At 68.1% G+C, this 16830-nt stretch carries 17 protein-coding genes; 6 read left to right on the forward strand and 11 right to left on the reverse strand.

Going from position 1 to position 16830, the window contains the following annotated elements; genetic code table 11:
• The first annotated feature begins 49 nt into the window (after nt 1-49).
• Nucleotides 50-883: an arginase family protein gene (locus E3O06_RS13590; protein ID WP_134503879.1), complete on the forward strand. Its 834-nt coding sequence runs from the start codon at nt 50-52 to the stop codon at nt 881-883.
• A gap of 36 nt (nt 884-919) precedes the next feature.
• Entirely contained in the window at nt 920-1708 is a 789-nt protein-coding gene (locus tag E3O06_RS13595; protein WP_134503880.1) for a crotonase/enoyl-CoA hydratase family protein, read from the forward strand.
• A 98-nt stretch (nt 1709-1806) separates the two neighbouring features.
• Here the strand turns inward: E3O06_RS13595 and E3O06_RS13600 are convergent, their stop codons facing one another.
• From E3O06_RS13600 to E3O06_RS13610, 3 genes are read right to left on the reverse strand one after another with little or no spacing between them, the layout of a single operon-like run.
• Complete coding sequence (locus E3O06_RS13600) at nt 1807-2511, reverse strand: esterase/lipase family protein (protein WP_134503881.1); 705 nt, start codon at nt 2509-2511, stop codon at nt 1807-1809.
• Nucleotides 2508-3275: an alpha/beta fold hydrolase gene (locus E3O06_RS13605; protein WP_166788214.1), complete on the reverse strand. Its 768-nt coding sequence runs from the start codon at nt 3273-3275 to the stop codon at nt 2508-2510. Before E3O06_RS13605 ends, E3O06_RS13600 begins: the two co-directional genes overlap by 4 nt.
• Entirely contained in the window at nt 3272-4264 is a 993-nt protein-coding gene (locus tag E3O06_RS13610) for a diacylglycerol/lipid kinase family protein (protein WP_134503883.1), read from the reverse strand. Before E3O06_RS13610 ends, E3O06_RS13605 begins: the two co-directional genes overlap by 4 nt.
• A gap of 274 nt (nt 4265-4538) precedes the next feature.
• Between E3O06_RS13610 and E3O06_RS13615 the strand changes: the two genes are divergently transcribed.
• Both E3O06_RS13615 and E3O06_RS13620 read left to right on the forward strand, forming a co-directional pair.
• Nucleotides 4539-6026 carry a dihydrolipoyl dehydrogenase family protein gene (locus E3O06_RS13615; RefSeq protein WP_134503884.1) on the forward strand — a complete coding sequence of 496 codons (1488 nt, stop codon included), beginning with the start codon at nt 4539-4541 and terminating at the stop codon, nt 6024-6026.
• A gap of 4 nt (nt 6027-6030) precedes the next feature.
• Nucleotides 6031-6390, forward strand: a complete 360-nt coding sequence (locus E3O06_RS13620) for a Fe-S oxidoreductase (RefSeq protein ID WP_134503885.1) — start codon at nt 6031-6033, stop codon at nt 6388-6390.
• Between the two features lie 77 nt (nt 6391-6467).
• Here the strand turns inward: E3O06_RS13620 and E3O06_RS13625 are convergent, their stop codons facing one another.
• Nucleotides 6468-7958: a catalase gene (locus E3O06_RS13625; protein WP_134503886.1), complete on the reverse strand. Its 1491-nt coding sequence runs from the start codon at nt 7956-7958 to the stop codon at nt 6468-6470.
• 46 nt (nt 7959-8004) lie between these two features.
• On the reverse strand, nt 8005-8487 hold the full coding sequence (locus E3O06_RS13630; RefSeq protein ID WP_134503887.1) for a Fur family transcriptional regulator: 483 nt from the start codon (nt 8485-8487) through the stop codon (nt 8005-8007).
• A 109-nt stretch (nt 8488-8596) separates the two neighbouring features.
• Between E3O06_RS13630 and E3O06_RS13635 the strand changes: the two genes are divergently transcribed.
• A complete protein-coding gene (locus tag E3O06_RS13635; protein WP_134503888.1) occupies nt 8597-10654 on the forward strand; it encodes an MMPL family transporter in 2058 nt (685 codons plus the stop codon).
• A 31-nt stretch (nt 10655-10685) separates the two neighbouring features.
• On the opposite strand, the gene E3O06_RS13640 is transcribed toward E3O06_RS13635, so the two are convergent.
• The gene (locus E3O06_RS13640; RefSeq protein WP_134503889.1) at nt 10686-12116 is read right to left on the reverse strand and encodes an amidase; all 1431 of its coding nucleotides are present in this window, start codon (nt 12114-12116) and stop codon (nt 10686-10688) included.
• A 77-nt stretch (nt 12117-12193) separates the two neighbouring features.
• Here E3O06_RS13640 and E3O06_RS13645 point away from each other — a divergent pair, with 77 nt between their 5' ends.
• A complete protein-coding gene (locus E3O06_RS13645; RefSeq protein ID WP_134503890.1) occupies nt 12194-13018 on the forward strand; it encodes an SDR family NAD(P)-dependent oxidoreductase in 825 nt (274 codons plus the stop codon).
• A gap of 4 nt (nt 13019-13022) precedes the next feature.
• Here the strand turns inward: E3O06_RS13645 and E3O06_RS13650 are convergent, their stop codons facing one another.
• The 5 genes from E3O06_RS13650 to E3O06_RS13670 all read right to left on the reverse strand — a co-directional run bounded on the left by E3O06_RS13650 (nt 13023) and on the right by E3O06_RS13670 (nt 16830).
• Nucleotides 13023-13601, reverse strand: a complete 579-nt coding sequence (locus E3O06_RS13650; protein ID WP_174843232.1) for a GNAT family N-acetyltransferase — start codon at nt 13599-13601, stop codon at nt 13023-13025.
• Entirely contained in the window at nt 13594-14316 is a 723-nt protein-coding gene (locus tag E3O06_RS13655; protein WP_134503891.1) for a uracil-DNA glycosylase, read from the reverse strand. Before E3O06_RS13655 ends, E3O06_RS13650 begins: the two co-directional genes overlap by 8 nt.
• 7 nt (nt 14317-14323) lie before the next feature.
• Nucleotides 14324-15031 carry a Type 1 glutamine amidotransferase-like domain-containing protein gene (locus tag E3O06_RS13660; RefSeq protein ID WP_134503892.1) on the reverse strand — a complete coding sequence of 236 codons (708 nt, stop codon included), beginning with the start codon at nt 15029-15031 and terminating at the stop codon, nt 14324-14326.
• Nucleotides 15028-15591, reverse strand: coding sequence for a phosphoribosyltransferase (locus E3O06_RS13665; protein ID WP_134503893.1), 564 nt, complete (start codon nt 15589-15591; stop codon nt 15028-15030). Before E3O06_RS13665 ends, E3O06_RS13660 begins: the two co-directional genes overlap by 4 nt.
• Nucleotides 15592-15690: 99 nt before the next feature.
• Nucleotides 15691-16830 carry a bifunctional 2-methylcitrate synthase/citrate synthase gene (locus E3O06_RS13670; RefSeq protein ID WP_134503894.1) on the reverse strand — a complete coding sequence of 380 codons (1140 nt, stop codon included), beginning with the start codon at nt 16828-16830 and terminating at the stop codon, nt 15691-15693.

Here is a 16830-nt window from a genome sequence, read left to right on the forward strand (position 1 = left end):
GATGGCGAAGCGGATGCTGACCTGCCCGGTCGCTGCGCCATACTGAGGTATGGCTCCCACCTTCGTTGTAGTGCCGCAGTGGCAGGGTTCGATTTCTCCGCGCGCGATGCGCCTGGTCGACGGGGCGGCGGCCATTCAGGGCGACCTGCCCTTCTCGGCCACCCGCCTGGTCGACGTTCCCGTCGAGGCCGGTGATGCGCTCGATACCGGGGTGCACCGGTTCTCGGCGATCCAGGTGGTGCGCGAGCGCCACTCGGCCGTCTTGAAGGACACCGCCGACTGGGCCCTCTCCATCGGCGGCGACTGCGGCATTGCGCTGGCCGCCGTGGAACACGCGGCACGCAGGCATCAGGGCGACCTGGCCGTGGTCTGGTTCGATGCCCACCCCGACCTGCACACCCCCGAATCCTCGCCGTCGGGCGGATTCTGCGGTATGGTGTTGCGCGCGATCAGCGGCGAGGGACCGGCCGAACTGGAGCTGACCGCCACGAGCACGGTGCCACTGGCGAACGTCGTGCTGGCCGGGATTCGCGACGTCGACGACGCCGAAGACGTGCTCCTGCAGGACCGCGGACTGGTGAGCGTGTCGTGCTCCGAGCTGGCCGACCCGGCCGCGCTCGTCGCGGCGGTCGCTGCGACCGGTGCGAAGCATGTCTTCGTGCACGTCGACCTCGATGTACTCGACCCCTCGGCGCTCGAGGGCCTCAGCGACCTGATCCCGTTCGGGCTGAGCGTGGCCGATCTCAATGGGGCGATCACCGCGTTGCGCGCGGAGTTCACGGTGGCCGGCGCGACCATCACCGGGTTCGCGCCCGCGTCGCCCGAAGCGGCGACCGACGACCTGCCGAGCATTCTGCGCATCATCGGGGCGCTCACCCGCTGACCCAGCACGTTCGTCACGCAAGCCAATGGAGGCCCCATGACCGACCAGCCCCGCATCCTCACCGAGCGCCGCGGCCACATTCTGCTGATCGGGTTCAACCGGCCGGAAAAACGCAATGCCGCGGACTTCTCGCTGCTGCAGCAGCTCGCGCTCGCCTACGGTGAGCTCGACCGGGATCCCGAACTGCGCGTCGGCCTGGTCTACGCGGTCGGCGAGCACTTCACCGCCGGACTCGACCTCGCCGACATCGGCCCCCGGCTCGGCCCGAACGGGCTCGAGATGGTGCCGGAGGGCGGCATCAACCCGTGGCAGGTGGATGGCGTGTCCCTGCGCAAACCGGTCGTCATCGCCGTGCAGGGCACCTGTCTCACCCTCGGCATCGAGCTGATGCTCGCGAGCGACATCGTCGTCGCCGCCGCATCGACCCGGTTCGGGCAGATCGAGGTTTCCCGCGGCATTCTGCCGTTCGGCGGCGCGACGATCCGGTTTCCGCGCGCGGCCGGCTGGGGTAACGCCATGCGCTGGCTGCTCACCGGCGACCTGTTCGATGCCGTCGAGGCACACCGCCTCGGCCTCGTGCAGGAGATCGTGCCCGACGGCGCCCAGTTCGACCGCGCGCTCGAACTCGCTGAGAAGATCGCGGCCCAGGCGCCGCTTGCCATCGCGGCCACCCTCGCCAACGCGCGGCTGGCGCAGCGGGAGGGGGCGGCATCCGCTGAAGCAGCGCTGCAGCCCGCCCTCGCCCGCCTGGCGGCGACCGAGGACTCCCGAATCGGCATGCAGTCGTTCCTGTCTCGAACTCCCGCCGCCTTCGTGGGTCGCTGACCCCCCCTCCTCGTTTCCGGGCCCGGGCCCGGAAAGTGGGCCCATGATCGATCATGGGCCCAGTTTCAGAAGGTGGGCCCCGAGTCGCAGTGCGGCCGTTATTCGACGCTCATCCCGTCGCGGGGCTGGCCGAAACCGGCCAACGCTGTCAGGACAGCATCCGCAACGCGCACGTCGGCGAGGAGACGAAAGTGCCCACCGGCGTCGATCTCGATGTTTGTCGCCCCCGCCAGGGCACTTCCTTCCGGAATGTGCGGGTCGAACCGAGCAAAAATCGAGGTGATCTTGCGATTGGTTTCGGTGTTCGCGTTCAGGCCGGTGATGTGTTCATTGCTCGCAGCGAATGACCGAAGCCCGGGCGAGAGCATGTACCTCGCGTAGCTGGAGCCGGAAAAGGGGGCAGCTACTGCGATCATGCCCGCGATGCGCGAGCCAGCATCGTGTCCGGTCATCACAAATTTTCCGATGAGGCCGCCCTTGCTGTGCGCGAGCAGGACGACGCCGGCCAGGCGCTCTTCAAAGATGAGATCTGCGACGTGCCGAGCGGCGTCGGGCACGGGCGCGAGATTCCAGGACAGCCGGTCGACAACGTACACGGGGTGCCCGGCATCGTGCACCCGAGTGATCAGCGGCTGGAGAAATTTCCAGGTTTCGTACACTCCGGGGATGATCACGACCGGACACCCGTCGCCGGTCTGAAAGCCGCGAGGGCCCGAGCGCGATGTGATCGCCCGCAGCTGCCTCTCGGCAGCGTAGACGTAGTCCTGAGCCCACGAGAGCAGATCACGGATGCCCACGGTCATGTCACGGGTCCGCGCCCGACACCCGAGAACTCCACGATGCAGTCCGCGACGCGGTCGGCAGCACTGTAGTGAACGAGGTGACGGTGCCCCGGAATTTCCACGAGGCGACCGTGGCGGGAATTGTGCACGAGGCCACGGCACCAGCCGTGTCGTGCGATCGGGTCGTCGCCGCCCCGAACGACGAGCAGGGGCGAGGCCACGCGCACGATATTCTCATCGGTCGCATAGGCGAGCATGGCACTGAGAGTTTTCGTGTACCACAGCGGGCCACAGCGCGCGTAGTCGCCGAAAACCACTACGTTCGCGCGCAGCGGCTCCTTGAGCGTGTCCCGGTATAGGTCGACGGCCTGGGCCACGACTGTTCGACGACGGGCATCGGCAACCGGTCCGATCAATACGACCTGGGAGACCAGCTCGGGCCGTTGAATGGCCAGTTCGGTGACGAATTGGGCACCCATCGAGTGGCCGATGATGACGCAGCTGGTCAGGCCGAGCGTGTCCAGGAGAGTGCCGAGCAGGTTCGCGTAGTCCTCGACCCACAATCGGTGTCGCGGTGTGCTCGTCCCGCCAAAGCCCGGCAGATCGACCGAGTAGGTACTATGCCCGGCTGCGATAGCGCGGTGCAGTGGAACGGAATACCGGTGTGAGGTTCCAATGCCGTGCACGATCACGAACACCGGCGTGGTGACCGCTCCCGACGACGCGGGAGAATACTGCACGCCGAATTCAAAACCGTCGATTGTGATTCGACCCGGAAGGGTCATGAGGGAACGATGGGAACTCGGACCCGAAGGCTGCCGGGCTCCATCCATGCTTTGAAGGCTAGGGCCCTGCCGAACTCGTCCCCATCAAGTTCGATCTGTTCCGGCCGTGAGAAGCGTGCGGTCAGCACCGAACCGGTTTCGTAGCGCAGATCCTTGTCGTTCTTGTGTTCCCCGGCGATAGCCCGGCCAGCTTTGGTCCGTCGCACGATGCCGTTGGTCCAGGCTATCTTCACCCACACCCGGATCCAGCCCAGTGCACCGCCCGGCCGGGTCATCATCACATCGAACAGGCCGTCGTCGAGGACCGCTTCCGGCATCAGCAGAATGTTCGCGGGCAATGACCCGCAGTTGCCGAGTATGAGGGTATGCACCGTGGCACGCTTGATGGGTTGATCATCGAGCCGGAATCGCAAATGGAGTTCCTCAGGGTCACGCAGGGACGCGACGAGTGCTTTCACGTACGCTGCCCACCCGGCCTTCTTCTTGAGGTCTTCGTCGGTATTGGTGATCATTTTCGCGTCCAGTCCCAAGCCGGCCATCACCACGAACGCGTGCTCATCGCGGGTGCCGTCTGCTCGCTCGACCCGGATCATGCCCAGATCAATGGCGCGATCCTCGCCCGCAAAGGCGGTACGCACGCTTTCAGGCATGTCGTTGAGGGTCATTTTCAAGTTGCGGGCGAGAAGATTCCCCGTGCCCGATGGCAAGAGGCCGACGGGAACATCTCGCCCTCGGACTGCCTCGACGACCGCTCGCACGGTACCGTCACCACCAGCGACAATAATCAGGTCAACACCGCGCGCCAGCGCTTCGGCGGTCACCCCCTGGCCGATGTCGTCGACGGACGTTTCAAACCAGACGCTCTCCGCCCAGCCAGCGGCAGCCGCTTCCGTGTTCACCGCTTCCCGAAGCGCGTCGATATCGACCTTCACCGGATTATAGATAACGGCAGCATGCCTGCGCTCAGGCGTGGACGGTACATGCTTCATGGAGACCTCCGGGTAATTGTTCGGGCAATATCGGCCGGCTGGCATCAAGCTACAGTAGCTGAATTTAAGTCAGATTCAAGACGCGAGGAGCGGATGACCCGTTCCCGCCGCGAGCTCAATACTTTCCGGGCCCGGGCCCGGAAAGCGGGACCACGATAGATCATGGGCCCGGTTTCCGAAGGTGGGCCCGGGGCGCCCAGACAGCACACCCCGAACAGCAGCGACCTCGGCTAGGCTGCTCCAAACGCGCCCCCACCCCAGTCAAGGAGATTCAATGTCGAGTCAGAACTACGACGTCATCGTGATCGGCGGCGGCGCTGTCGGGGAGAACGTTGCCGACCGCACCGCACAGGGCGGACTGCGCACGGTCGTCGTCGAGAGCGACCTTGTCGGTGGCGAATGTTCGTACTGGGCCTGCATGCCGTCGAAGGCGCTGCTGCGCAGCGGCGCCGCTCTCGCCGGCGCCCGGCGGGTGCCGGGCGCCGCAGAGGCCGTCACCGGAACGGTCGACGCGCGGGCCGCCCTCAAGCAGCGCGATTCCATCGCCAGTCATTGGAAGGACGACGGCCAGGCGAGATGGCTCGACTCCGCCGGCATCGGCCTCGTACGCGGCCACGCCCGCCTCACCGGCGTCAAGGAAGTCACCGTGACCGCAGCGGATGGCGCGGTGACCGTTCTCACCGCCACCCACGCCGTCGTCGTCAGCACCGGATCGGCGGCGCTGCTGCCCGACATCGACGGCCTCACAGCGGTCGGCCCGTGGACCAGCCGCGACGCGACGAGCGCCCAGCAGATCCCGCAGCGCCTCGCGGTGATCGGCGGCGGCGTCGTCGCCGCCGAGATGGCCGCCGCCTACGCCTCGCTCGGCTCGGCGGTGACCGTCATCGCCCGCAGCCCCCTGCTCGGCGGGCAGGAACCCTTCGCCGGCGAGCTCGTCACCGCCGCGCTCGAGAACAACGGGGTGACCGTGCTCGTCGGCCCGTCCACCACGAAAGCGCACCGCGACGACGACAACACGATCACGCTCACGCTCGATGACGGCAGCACCGTCGCGGCCGACCAGGTGCTCGTGGCCATCGGACGCACCCCGCGCACCCACGATCTCGGCCTCGACGTGGTCGGCCTCGATGCCGGAGACTGGCTCGACGTCGACGACACCCTCCTCGTGCAGGGCGGCTCCCCCGCGCTGACCGGCGACTGGCTCTACGCCACCGGCGACGTCAATCACCGGGCCCTCCTCACCCACCAGGGCAAATACCAGGCCCGGGCAGCGGGCGACGCGATCGTGACCCGCGCGGCCGGCGGCCCGGTCGACGATGCTCCGTGGGGCGCCCATGTCGCGACCGCCGACCACGCCGCTGTTCCGCAGGTGACCTTCACCGACCCGGAAGTCGCCTCGGTGGGGCACACCGCCGCATCCGCTGTGAAGGCGGGGTTTCGCATCCGTATTCTCGATTACGACCTCGCCAACCTCGGCGGCGCCTCGGTGCTCGCTGTCGGCTACGTCGGCAAGGCGCGGGCGATCGTCGATCTCGACCGGGAGGTGCTGCTCGGCGTCACCTTCGTCGGTCAGGACGTGGCCGAACTGCTGCACTCGGCCACGGTCGCCATCGTCGGCGAGGTGCCGATCAACCGGCTCTGGCACGCAGTGCCAAGCTACCCGACGCTCAGCGAGGTGTGGCTGCGCCTGCTCGAAGCCTACGGGCGCCCCGGCTTCACCGACAACGACACCAACAACGACACCGAGGAAGAATTAGGCTGACCGGATGCGACGCATCCTCTTTGATTCGCCCCTGAGCCGGGCCGGCTACCTCTACGCGACGGCATTCGGGCTGGTCTGGGGGTCGATCTGGAGCACCGGCCGCGTCGAAAAACGGTCGGGCCTGTTCGTGTTCCGCGGAATGCCACCCTGGACGTTCGGGCGCGGCGGCTCGTGCGTGGGCGGCTGCTACCTCACCGACCAGAACGTCACTGCCAACGTGCTCGACCACGAAGCCGTGCACAAACGCCAGTGGCAACGGTTCGGCCTGGTCTTTCCACTGCTGTACGCGGTCGCCGGCCGCAACCCGCTGAAGAACCGCTTCGAGATCGAGGCCGGCCTGAAAAAAGGCGGCTACATTCGCTAGCTCAAGCGGATGCGTGCCGGCACAGACAACCGCCCGGCCTGCAAACAGGCCGGGCGGTTCTGCTTGGGCGGGAAGTGCTACTGCGCGGCGACGTACTCGGCGTCGACGGCGGCAGCCTCGGCGAAGACCGCGAGGTTCGCGCGCAGCTTGGCGCCAAGGTCGGCGTCAACGCTGGTCCAGTAGCCGATGGCCCGCTCGGTGACCTCGGGGCGGGTCACCCCGCTGATGGCACCGGTGATGGTGTCGAGAAAACGGGCCTTCTGCGCGTCGTCGTAGACCTCGCGGTACAGCGTTCCGGCCTGGCCGAAGTCGTCGTCTTCACTGCGCAGGGTCGCGGCGGCACGCAGCAGCGAGCCGTCGTTCTCCCACGAGCCCTCGCCCGCAGCGGCGGGATCGGCGACGGGACCGCCGAGGGAGTTCGGCGCGTAGTTCGGTTCGCTCGGCGCGTTGTAGAAGTGACGCTGCGCGCCATCCTGCGAGTAGTTGTTCAGCGGGCTGATCGGAGCGTTCACCGGCAGCTGGGCGAAGTTGGTGCCCACGCGGTAGCGCTGTGCGTCGGGGTAGGAGAAGATGCGCGCCATGAGCATCTTGTCGGGGCTCGCCGCAATGCCGGGCACGAAGTTCGCCGGCGAGAACGCAGACTGCTCGATCTCGGCGAAGAAGTTGTCGGGGTTGCGGTTGAGCGTGTGGGTGCCGACCGGGATCAGCGGGAAGTCGGCGTGCGGCCAGACCTTCGTAACGTCGAAGGGGTTGAACCGGTAGGTGTTGCCCTGCGCGTAGGGCATGACCTGCACGGACACGTTCCAGGACGGGAAGTTGCCGGCGGCGATGGCGTCGGACAGGTCGCGACGGTAGTAGTCGGCATCCGCTCCGGCTAGAGCCTCGGCCTCGGATCCTTCCATCTCGACGTTGCCCTGGTTGGATTCGAAGTGATACTTCACCCAGAAGCGCGAGCCTTCGGCGTTGATCCACTGGTAGGTGTGCGAGCCGAAGCCGGGCATTTCACGCCAGGAGCGCGGCAGGCCGCGGTCGCCCATGAGGTAGGTGACCTGGTGGGCCGACTCCGGGGAGAGGGTCCAGAAGTCCCACTGCATGGTTGCGTCGCGGAGGCCAGTGCCCGGCAGGCGCTTCTGCGAGTGGATGAAGTCGGGGAACTTGATGCCGTCGCGGATGAAGAACACCGGGGTGTTGTTGCCGACGATGTCGTAGTTACCCTCGGTGGTGTAGAACTTCACCGAGAAGCCGCGCACGTCGCGCCACGTGTCGGGGCTGCCCTGCTCGCCGGCAACGCTGGAGAAGCGCTGCAGGGTGGGGGTGACGGTGCCCGGCTGGAACACGGCCGCGCGGGTGTACTTCGAGACGTCGCCGGTGACGACGAATTCGCCGTGCGCTCCGCCGCCCTTGGCGTGCACGATGCGCTCCGGAATGCGCTCACGGTTGAACTGCGCGAGCTTCTCGACCAGGTAGCGGTCGTGCAGCGCGGTAACGCCGTCGGCGCCGACGGTGAGGGAGTGCGCGTCGCTGGCGACGGGCGTTCCCGTCTGGTCAGTAGTGGGCTTGATAGTCATGGTGCTCCTTGATTGTGAACAGCAACGCGAGGTTGACGGAGGAAGTTTAGGGGTTCGACGTTGCGGCCTGGCAACTGGAACACAGACCCCAGTAGATGACCTCGGCGGCGCGCACGTCGAAGCCGAGAGCATCCGCTGGGGTGAGGCAGGGGGCGTGGCCGACGGCGCAGTCCACATCGTGAACCACGTTGCAGCGGGTGCACACGATGTGGTGGTGGTTGTCGCCGACCCGGCGTTCGAACAGCGCGGGCGAGCCGGCCGGTTCGATCTTGCGCACGAGCCCGGCGGTGGTGAACGAGGCGAGCACCCCGTAGACCGCCTGCAGCGAGGTGCCAGGCAGGCCTGCGTGCACGAGCCCGAACAGGGCGTCGGCGTTGGAGTGCGGCCGGTCGGTGAGGGCGCGCAGCACGGCCAGGCGCGGCGCGGTCACCTTGAGACCCGCCGAGCGGATGCTGCCGGCCAACAACTCGGGCTCGGCCGCGGCCAGGCGCAGGCCCGCGTGGTCGCTGCTCGAATCGGTCGTTGTCATGCTTCGACCCTAGCATTTGTTTTGAGTAATTCAAAACAATATGCGGAGTCTTAACTGGTGCGGGGTTTTAGCTAGCTAGGATAGCGAACGTCAAGGTTCTGGAGGAACTGTGCTCGTGATCACCCGCTTCATCACCGGCAAACGCACCGCGTGGGCGGTACTGCTCGGCACCGTAATGGCCGTCGGCCTGCTGTTCGCCCTGCTGCCGGCCAACGAATCCGAGGATTTTCCGACCGCCGGACTGCCGGAAAGCAGCCAGGCCGCGCAGGTCACCGCACTGCTCACCGAATTTCCCTCGGCCGACCGGACCGCCGCGATCGTGGTCTGGAGCCGGGACGGCGATCATCTCACCACGTCCGACCGCGCCGCGATCACCGCCGCGGCCGAGAACCTCGGCGCTGCGTCGATCGCCCCGCGCGCGACCACACCGCAGTTCAGTGACGACGGGCAGGCGGCACTGAGCGTGATGCCGCTCGAGGCCCTCGGAGCGACTGCCGATATCGAGAAGACGGCCACGACCATCCGTTCGACGGCGTCGGCCGGGCTGCCGGGCGGGCTGACCGCCTATATCACCGGGCCGGTCGGGTTTCAGGCCGATATCACCAACGCCTTCGCCGGAGCGGACTTTCGCCTGCTGCTCGTGACCGTCATCGTGGTCGCGGTGCTGCTCATCGTGACCTACCGCAGCCCCGTGCTCTGGATCGTGCCGCTCGCCGTGGTCGGCCTCGCCGACGGCCTCGCCGGCAAGGTGGCCGGCGCGCTCGCCGAACCGCTCGGCTTCGCCCTCGACGCCTCGATCTCGGGCATTCTCTCGGTGCTCGTGTTCGGCGCCGGCACCAACTACGCCCTGCTGCTCGTGGCCCGCTACCGCGAAGAACTGCTGCACACCGAGAGCCGCAATGTCGCCATGCGCACCGCTGTGACGAGCGCCGGCCCGGCAATCGCGGCCAGTGGCGGCACCGTCGCGTTGAGCCTCGCCACCCTGGTCTTCGCCGAACTCGCCGGTAACCGCGCGCTCGGCATCGCCTGCGCGATCGGTGTGCTCATCGCGATCGGGTTCGCCCTGCTCGTGCTGCCGGCCGCCCTCGTGGTGTGCGGGCGCGGCTTGTTCTGGCCGTTCATTCCGCGCCCGAAGGGCGAAGCTGCGCCGGCGCGCACCGGCCTCTGGACCCGGCTCGGTCGTGGCGTGGCGCGGCACCCGGCCATCGTCACGGTCGTGTCCGTTCTGGCGATCGGTTCGCTCGCGTTCGGGCTGAACGGCGCCGCGGTCGGGCTGTCCCAGGCCGACCAGCTGCTCGGCAACCCGGAGTCGGTCGTGGCGCAGGAGATCGTGGATGCGTCGTTCTCGGCGGGGCTGACCAGCCAGACGGTCGTGCTCGCGCCGGATGCGGCATCCGCTGACGCCGTGGCCGTGGCCCTCGACACCGCAGGCGTGTCGGCGGCGGTCGCCGGCGAGAATGCCGGCGGGCTCACCCGCATCGACGTCACACTCGACAGCGAACCGGGCAGCGACGAGACCTTTGCGACGATCGCCGCGCTGCGCACCGATTTAGCGGATGCCCCTGGCACGGTTTCGCCGTCGCTGGTCGGCGGCAGCGATGCCACGGCCCTCGACACGAAGACGAGCGCCGAGCGTGACCAGGGCCTGATTCTGCCGCTCATTTTGGGCATCGTGTTTCTGATTCTCGCGCTGCTGCTGCGCTCGCTCGTGGCGCCGGTGCTGCTCATCGCCACCGTGCTCGGCACCTTCTTCGCCAGCCTCGGCGCCTCGAACCTGATCTTTCAGAACCTGCTCGGCTTCACGGCGTTCGACACCAGCGTCGTGCTGTTCTCCTTTCTGTTCCTGGTGGCCCTCGGCGTGGATTACAACATCTTCCTGACCACGCGGGCGCGCGAAGAGGCGCGGCATTACGGCACCCGGGAGGGCATGGTGCGGGCGCTGTCCTCCACCGGCGCGGTGATCACGAGCGCCGGAATTCTGATCGCGGCCGTGTTCGCCGTGCTCGGGGTGCTGCCCGTCGTGGCGCTCACCCAGATCGGTGTGATCGTCTGCATCGGTGTGCTGCTCGACACCCTCGTCGTGCGCACCGTACTCGTGCCCGCCCTGGTGTTTCTGGTCGACGACCGATTCTGGTGGCCGTCCCGGCCGGTCGCGACGCGTCGGTAGCCCGGCCCGCCAGAACCCGGCCCGCCAGAACCTAGGCCGGCTCGGGCGGCACCCGGTCCTGCCAGCGGATGCGCCGCTCCAGTTGCGCTCCGAGCGCGAGCAGGGTGGCTTCACCGCCCGGCCGGCCGATGAGCTGGACGCCCATCGGCAGGCCGTTCTCGGTCTGGTGCACCGGAAGCACGATGGCCGGCAGCCCGCTCACGTTGATCATCGAGGTGAACGGCGTGTACTGCACCTGCTGAGCGAAGTTCGCTTCGGCGTCGTGCGCGTCATACCAGCCGACCGGGCGCGGGGTCAGGGCCATGGCCGGGGTCAGCACGGCATCGAATTTCGACAGCTGGCGGATGAACGACCGCTCGAACGCGGTCAGTGCGGTGAGGGCCTCGGCGAGGTCCCGGGCGTTGAGGGCCCGGCCGCGGGCGAGCAGCCATTGGGTCAGCGGTTCGAGCAGGGCGATCTCCGCGTCGGTGTCGGCGGGGATGGTCGCCGCCCCGGCCTGCCAGATGGTGCGAAACGCGGGCACGTAGCTCGGGTCGGGCTTCAAAGCCGTCTCCTCGAGTCCGTGATGCAGCGCGGCGAACCCGGCGACGGCCAGGTCGAGGGCGGACTGCGCTTCCGGGGCGATCGTAATGGAGTAGTCGTCGTCCCAGGCCGAGGTGGTCATCACGCCGAGCTGGAAGCGGCCCTCGCCGCGTACGGCCGCCGCGAGCAGCGGCGTCTCGTTATCGGGGGCGCGCAGGGCGTAGTGGTGGTCGGGGCGACCGTCTCGGGGCGCGATCATGGCGTCGAGCAGGAGGGCGGCATCCGCCACGGTGCGGGCGAGCGGCCCGCCGACGGCAAGGCCGCCGAGCTTGTCGATGCCGGAGGCGGACGGCACCCGGCCGCGGCTGGGCTTGAGCCCGACGAGCCCGCAGGCGGCCGCGGGAATGCGAATGGACCCGCCGCCGTCGGAGCCCGGAGCGAACGGCAGCAGTCGGGCGGCGACCGCCACGGCGGCGCCGCCGCTCGAGCCGCCGGCACCGAGCGCGAGGTTCCACGGGGTGCGGGCGGGCGGGGCCGCGAGGCTCTCGGTGTACGACGCGAGCCCGAATTCGGGGGTGTTGGTCTTGCCGAGGCTGACTCCCCCGGCGTCGTCGAGCGCCAGCACGAGGTCGTCGGACTCGTCGGGCACGTAGTCGGCGAGCAGGCGCGACCCGAACCGCGCTGGCACCCCCGCGCGCAGGTGCAGGTCTTTGTCGGCGAACGGGAGGCCCCAGAGCGGTGCGGTGCGCGGCATCCGCTCTTCGACGTAGCGGGCCCTGGCCCGGGCGGCATCCGCGGTGACGGTGACGAAGGCGCCGAGCGCCGGGTTGAATTTCTCGATGCGGGCCAGGTAATGTTCCGCGAGTTCGCTCGGGCTGATCTCGCGGCTCTGCAGGGCCTGCCATTGTTCCAGGGCGGTCAATTCGTGTGGATCAGCCATATGCCGAGCCTAGTTCGACCGGGGCGGGCGGCCAGCCAACACTGGTTATGCACGCGCAGGACGGCTAGCCTCAAGCCATGGCCAGCGCTTTGTACAACCCCATCGGCACCACCGCGCTTATCACCGGAGCGTCGAGCGGACTCGGCGTCGGGTACGCCCACGAGCTCGCGCAGCGCGGCGCGGATCTCGTGCTCGTCGCCCGCCGGCAGGCTCGCCTCGAAGCCCTCGCGGTGGACCTCGCCGAGAAATACGGCACCGTCTCCACCGTCATTCCCCTCGATCTCACCGAAGCGGATGCCGTTCCCGAGCTGGTCAGCGACCTGCGCGAGCGCGCGATCACCATCGGCACGCTCGTGAACAATGCGGGTTTCGCGACCTTCGGTACCGTGCTCGACTCCGACGAGGAGCGGGAACGGGAGCAGGTGGCCCTCAACGTGCACGCGCTGACCGCGCTGACCCACGCCTTCCTGCCCGACCTGGTCGAGACCGCGTCGGTGCACCCGCACACCGCGGCGCTCGTGAACCTCGCGAGCACGGCGGCGTTCCAGCCCGTGCCGCGCATGGCGGTCTACGGCGCGACGAAGGCCTACGTGCTCAGCTACACCGAAGCGGTGAGCTACGAGACGCGGGCGAGCGGGCTCAAGGTGACAGCGATCTGCCCGGGCCCGGCCGACACCGAGTTCTTCGAGGTTGCTAAAACCGGCGGCGGCAGGAAGGGCACGCCGCTCACGGTCGATGAGGTCATGCGTGCGTCCTTCGCCGCGCTCGACCGGTCGGTGACGCCATCCGTCGTGCTGGTCGGCGCCCGCAACGCGCTGCTCGCCCGGGTCGCGAGTATCTACCCACGCCGCGTCGTGCTGAACACCGTCGGCCGCCTAAACACGCCGCGCGACGCGCGCTGACGGCCTACTTCAGGCTCTTCTGCAGCAAAACGGTGCCGAGCCAGCGCTCGAACTTGAAGCCGACCTTGCCCATTCGGCCGATTTCCTCAAAGCCGAAGTCGCGGTGCAGCTTGATCGAGGCATCCGCTCCTTGGTCGGCGATGACGGCGATGATCTCCTTCAGGCCGGCCGCTTTGGACCGTTTGATCAGTTCGCCGAGCAGTTCACGTCCGAGTCCCTTGCCGGTCGACGCCGCGCCGAGGTAGATCGAATTCTCCACCGTGAACCGGTAGGCCTTCTTCTGCTTCCACGGGCTGACCAGTGCGTAGCCGAGAATCTGACCGGCCGGCGATACGGCAACGATGAACGGCATGCCCTGCTTGTTCAGGTAATAGAACTTGTCGCGCCACTCGGTGAGGGTCATGGCATCTTCGTCGAACGTGACGGTGCTGTTGGCGACGTAATAGTTGTAGATCTCGCGAATGTGCGGCAGGTCGGTCGCCCGCACCTCGCGCATCTCGTATTCGAACGGCGCCTCGGCCGCAATCTCCGGCCGCAGGTGGCGGGGCAGCCGACGACGAGGCTCGTACTCTTCCTCAAGCACCGGGCACTCCCCTTTCTGGTTGGTTCCAGATTACCGGAAGCGCCCAGGCAACCGGCGCCGCCCCCTGCTCGGTCAGAATAAGGTTGGCCCGGCTGAACGGCGCCGCGCCGAAGAATCCGCGACGGGCCGACAATGGGCTCGGGTGCGCCGACTCGAGCACGGGTGTGTCACCGAGCAGGGGCTTCAGCGCGCCGGCATCCTTGCCCCAGAGAATTGCCACGAGCGGACGCTGCCGCTCCACCAGCGCACGAATCGCCTGGTCGGTCACCGCTTCCCAGCCGTGCCGTCGATGCGATCCGGCCGCGCCCGAGCGCACGCTGAGCACCCGGTTGAGCAGCAGCACGCCCTGGTCGGACCAGGCCGAGAGGTCACCGTGCTGCGGGCGTGGCAGGCCGAGGTCGGTACCCAGCTCGGTGTAGATGTTGCCGAGGCTGCGCGGCAGCGGCCGTACGTCGGCGTTGACGGCGAAGGCCAGGCCGATCGGATGTCCTGGGGTCGGGTACGGATCCTGCCCGACGATGAGCACCCGCACGGCGTCGAACGGCTGGCGGAACGTGCGCAGCAGGTGCTCCGGTGCCGGCAACACCTCGTGCCCGGCGGCCCGTTCGCTCGCCAGGAACGCGCCGACCCTGGCCAGGTCATCGGCCACGGGGGCGAGTGCCTGCGCCCAGCCCGGGTCGATCTCGCCGCTGGCCGCGAGGACATCGAGGTTCACGAGCGACTCAGGCGCCGATGGTGCTCACGAGCACGCCTCCGTCGGCCTGGCTGACCTTCCAAATGCTGCCGGCACCGAGAACGCGGAGGGCACCCTCGCCGATCACGAGCACGGTATTCTCGTCGATGGCGAGGCCGCCATCGACGAGGCCGGCCTCGGTCGCCGCGATCAGGCGGGACAGGCTGCCGGACTGGGCGGCGTGCACGTCGACCGTGACGTCGAGCAGGCCGATGCCCTGGGCGAGGGTGATCTCGTCGAGCCCCTCAGAGACGTCTTCGGGCGTGACCTCGACCCCGCCGATGCGCCAGCCGCCGATCAGGGCGCGTTCGGCGGCGATCATCGCGCCGGCCGAGAAGCCGAGGTAGGGCACGCCGGCCGAGACCTGGCGGCGAATCTCGCCGGCAATCGGCAGCAGCGCCGCGAGATAGTCGGGCGTCACGCCGCCGCCGATGACGATGCCGTCGACGGCGCCGAGAGCGGTGAGGGCTGCCGTGTCGCCGGGCGCGAGCACCGTGCGGCGGGTCTGCACGCTCACACCGAGCGACGCGGCGAGCTCGTCGGCGTGGGCGCTGCCCGGCCCGACGGTGATGATCGCCACGATCGGTTCATCGCGGCCGACCTGGCTGGCCTGAAAAGTGACCTCGGACAGGAAAGTTCCGAACACCTCGGCGTCGTGTACGGGGTCTCCCCCGCCGCCGACCAGGTGCACGCTCACGCCGTGACCTCAGCAGCCAGGTCGGCGAGCGCTTCGGGCGCGATTGTCTCGGGGGCGCCCGGAACCGGCGGCAGCGCCGACCAGGGGAACACGATCCACTTGTCGGTTTCGCGCCAGGTGAAATCGGGCACGTGCACGGTGCGCGGCTTGGTATAGAGCGTCGCGGTGCGCACCTCCATCGCGGTTTCGCCGAGCAGGCGCATGACGAGCGCGAGGGTGTGGCCGGAGTCGGAGACGTCGTCGACGAGCAGCACCCGTTTGCCGGCGAGGGCCGGGGCGTCGAGCATCGGGGCCGACAGCACGGGTTCCGGCAGGCGTTCGTCGATGCCGGTGTAGAACTCCACGTTGATGCTGCCGCAGTTCTTGGTGCCGAGCGCGTACGACACGGCGCCGGCCAGCAGCAGGCCGCCGCGGGCGATGGCGATCACGACATCCGGGTGAAAACCGCTCTCCCGCACCCGCACGGCCAGCTCGCGCGACGCCGCGGCGAAGTCGGTCCACTGCAGAATTTCGCGGTCGAGCACGGATGGTGTGGGCACAGCCTCGGCATCAGGTGTCATCCGTCAATGCTAGCGACGATCCACAGCACCCCGTTCCGATCGGCGCAAACGGATGCTGCGCGACCGGCCGGCCGCGCAGCATCCGCTCGGGAGGGAACGCTACGGAACCTGGCGCTGGTCGACGCCGTTGTAGGCGGACAGCGGGCGGATGAGCGCGTTGCTCTTCTTTTGCTCCATGATGTGCGCGGTCCACCCGGTGATGCGCGCCGCGACGAAGAGGGGCGTGAAGGTGAGGGTGTCAAAGCCCATCAGATGGTAGGCCGGGCCCGAGGGGTAGTCGAGGTTCGGCAGGATCGCCTTGCGGGTGGTCATCGCCGTCTCGAGGGCTTCGTAGAGTTCGAGCAGTTCCGGCTTCTGGTAGTGCTGGGCCAGGGTGACGAGCGAGGCCCGCATGGTCGGCACCCGTGAGTCGCCGCTCTTATAGACGCGGTGTCCGAAGCCCATGATCTTGCGCTTCTCAGCGAGGGCCTGTTCGAGCCACGGTTCGGCCCGCGCGGCCGAGCCGGTTTCGAGGCCGATCTCGGTGAAGGTGTGCATGACGGCCTCGTTGGCACCGCCGTGCAGGGCTCCCTTGAGCGCTCCGACCGCGCCGGTCACGGCCGAATACAGGTCGGACAGGGTCGAGGTGATGACCCGGGCGGTGAAGGTCGACGCGTTGAAGGAGTGCTCCGCGTAGAGGATCATCGATACGTCGAAGGCGTTCACGACGACGAGTTCTGGCACCTCGCCGAAGGCCATGTGCAGAAAGTTCGCCGAGTAGCCGAGGTCGTCGCGCGGTTCGACCAGGTCAAGGCCGTGGCGGCGACGCTGGTCGTAGGAGACGATGGCGGGCAGCTGGGCGAACAGGCGAATCGACTTGGCGAGGTCGGATTCCGCCGACGGGTTTTCGGCGTCGGGGTCGCTCGCGCCGATGACGCTCACCGCGGTGCGCACGACATCCATCGGGTGGGCGGTCAGCGGCAGCTCGTCGATGATGCGTTTGATCACCGGGCTGAGGTGACGCAGCGAGCGTTCGCGGGCTTCGAAATCGGCGAGCTGCTGGTCGTCGGGAAGTTCGCCGTGCCAGAGCAGGTAGGCGACCTCTTCGAAGCTCTTCTTCGCCGCGAGCTCCTGCACGGGGTAGCCGCGGTAGAGCAGCGAGTTGGTCTCCGGATTGACCTTGGAGACCGCGGTCGTATCGACGATGACGCCGGTGAGTCCTTTATAAACGTGGGGTTCCACCGTTTGGATGTCAGACAT

The organism is Cryobacterium glaciale (assembly GCF_004402535.1).
GTDB classification, from domain to species: domain Bacteria; phylum Actinomycetota; class Actinomycetes; order Actinomycetales; family Microbacteriaceae; genus Cryobacterium; species Cryobacterium glaciale.

Coding starts and splice junctions, on each gene's coding strand:
- E3O06_RS13590 (WP_134503879.1), top strand. CDS start 50: ATGGCTCCCACCTTCGTTGTAGTGCCGCAGTGGCAGGGTTCGATTTCT.
- E3O06_RS13595 (WP_134503880.1), top strand. CDS start 920: ATGACCGACCAGCCCCGCATCCTCACCGAGCGCCGCGGCCACATTCTG.
- E3O06_RS13600 (WP_134503881.1), bottom strand. CDS start 2,511: ATGACCGTGGGCATCCGTGATCTGCTCTCGTGGGCTCAGGACTACGTC.
- E3O06_RS13605 (WP_166788214.1), bottom strand. CDS start 3,275: ATGACCCTTCCGGGTCGAATCACAATCGACGGTTTTGAATTCGGCGTG.
- E3O06_RS13610 (WP_134503883.1), bottom strand. CDS start 4,264: ATGAAGCATGTACCGTCCACGCCTGAGCGCAGGCATGCTGCCGTTATC.
- E3O06_RS13615 (WP_134503884.1), top strand. CDS start 4,539: ATGTCGAGTCAGAACTACGACGTCATCGTGATCGGCGGCGGCGCTGTC.
- E3O06_RS13620 (WP_134503885.1), top strand. CDS start 6,031: ATGCGACGCATCCTCTTTGATTCGCCCCTGAGCCGGGCCGGCTACCTC.
- E3O06_RS13625 (WP_134503886.1), bottom strand. CDS start 7,958: ATGACTATCAAGCCCACTACTGACCAGACGGGAACGCCCGTCGCCAGC.
- E3O06_RS13630 (WP_134503887.1), bottom strand. CDS start 8,487: ATGACAACGACCGATTCGAGCAGCGACCACGCGGGCCTGCGCCTGGCC.
- E3O06_RS13640 (WP_134503889.1), bottom strand. CDS start 12,116: ATGGCTGATCCACACGAATTGACCGCCCTGGAACAATGGCAGGCCCTG.
- E3O06_RS13645 (WP_134503890.1), top strand. CDS start 12,194: ATGGCCAGCGCTTTGTACAACCCCATCGGCACCACCGCGCTTATCACC.
- E3O06_RS13665 (WP_134503893.1), bottom strand. CDS start 15,591: ATGACACCTGATGCCGAGGCTGTGCCCACACCATCCGTGCTCGACCGC.
- E3O06_RS13670 (WP_134503894.1), bottom strand. CDS start 16,830: ATGTCTGACATCCAAACGGTGGAACCCCACGTTTATAAAGGACTCACC.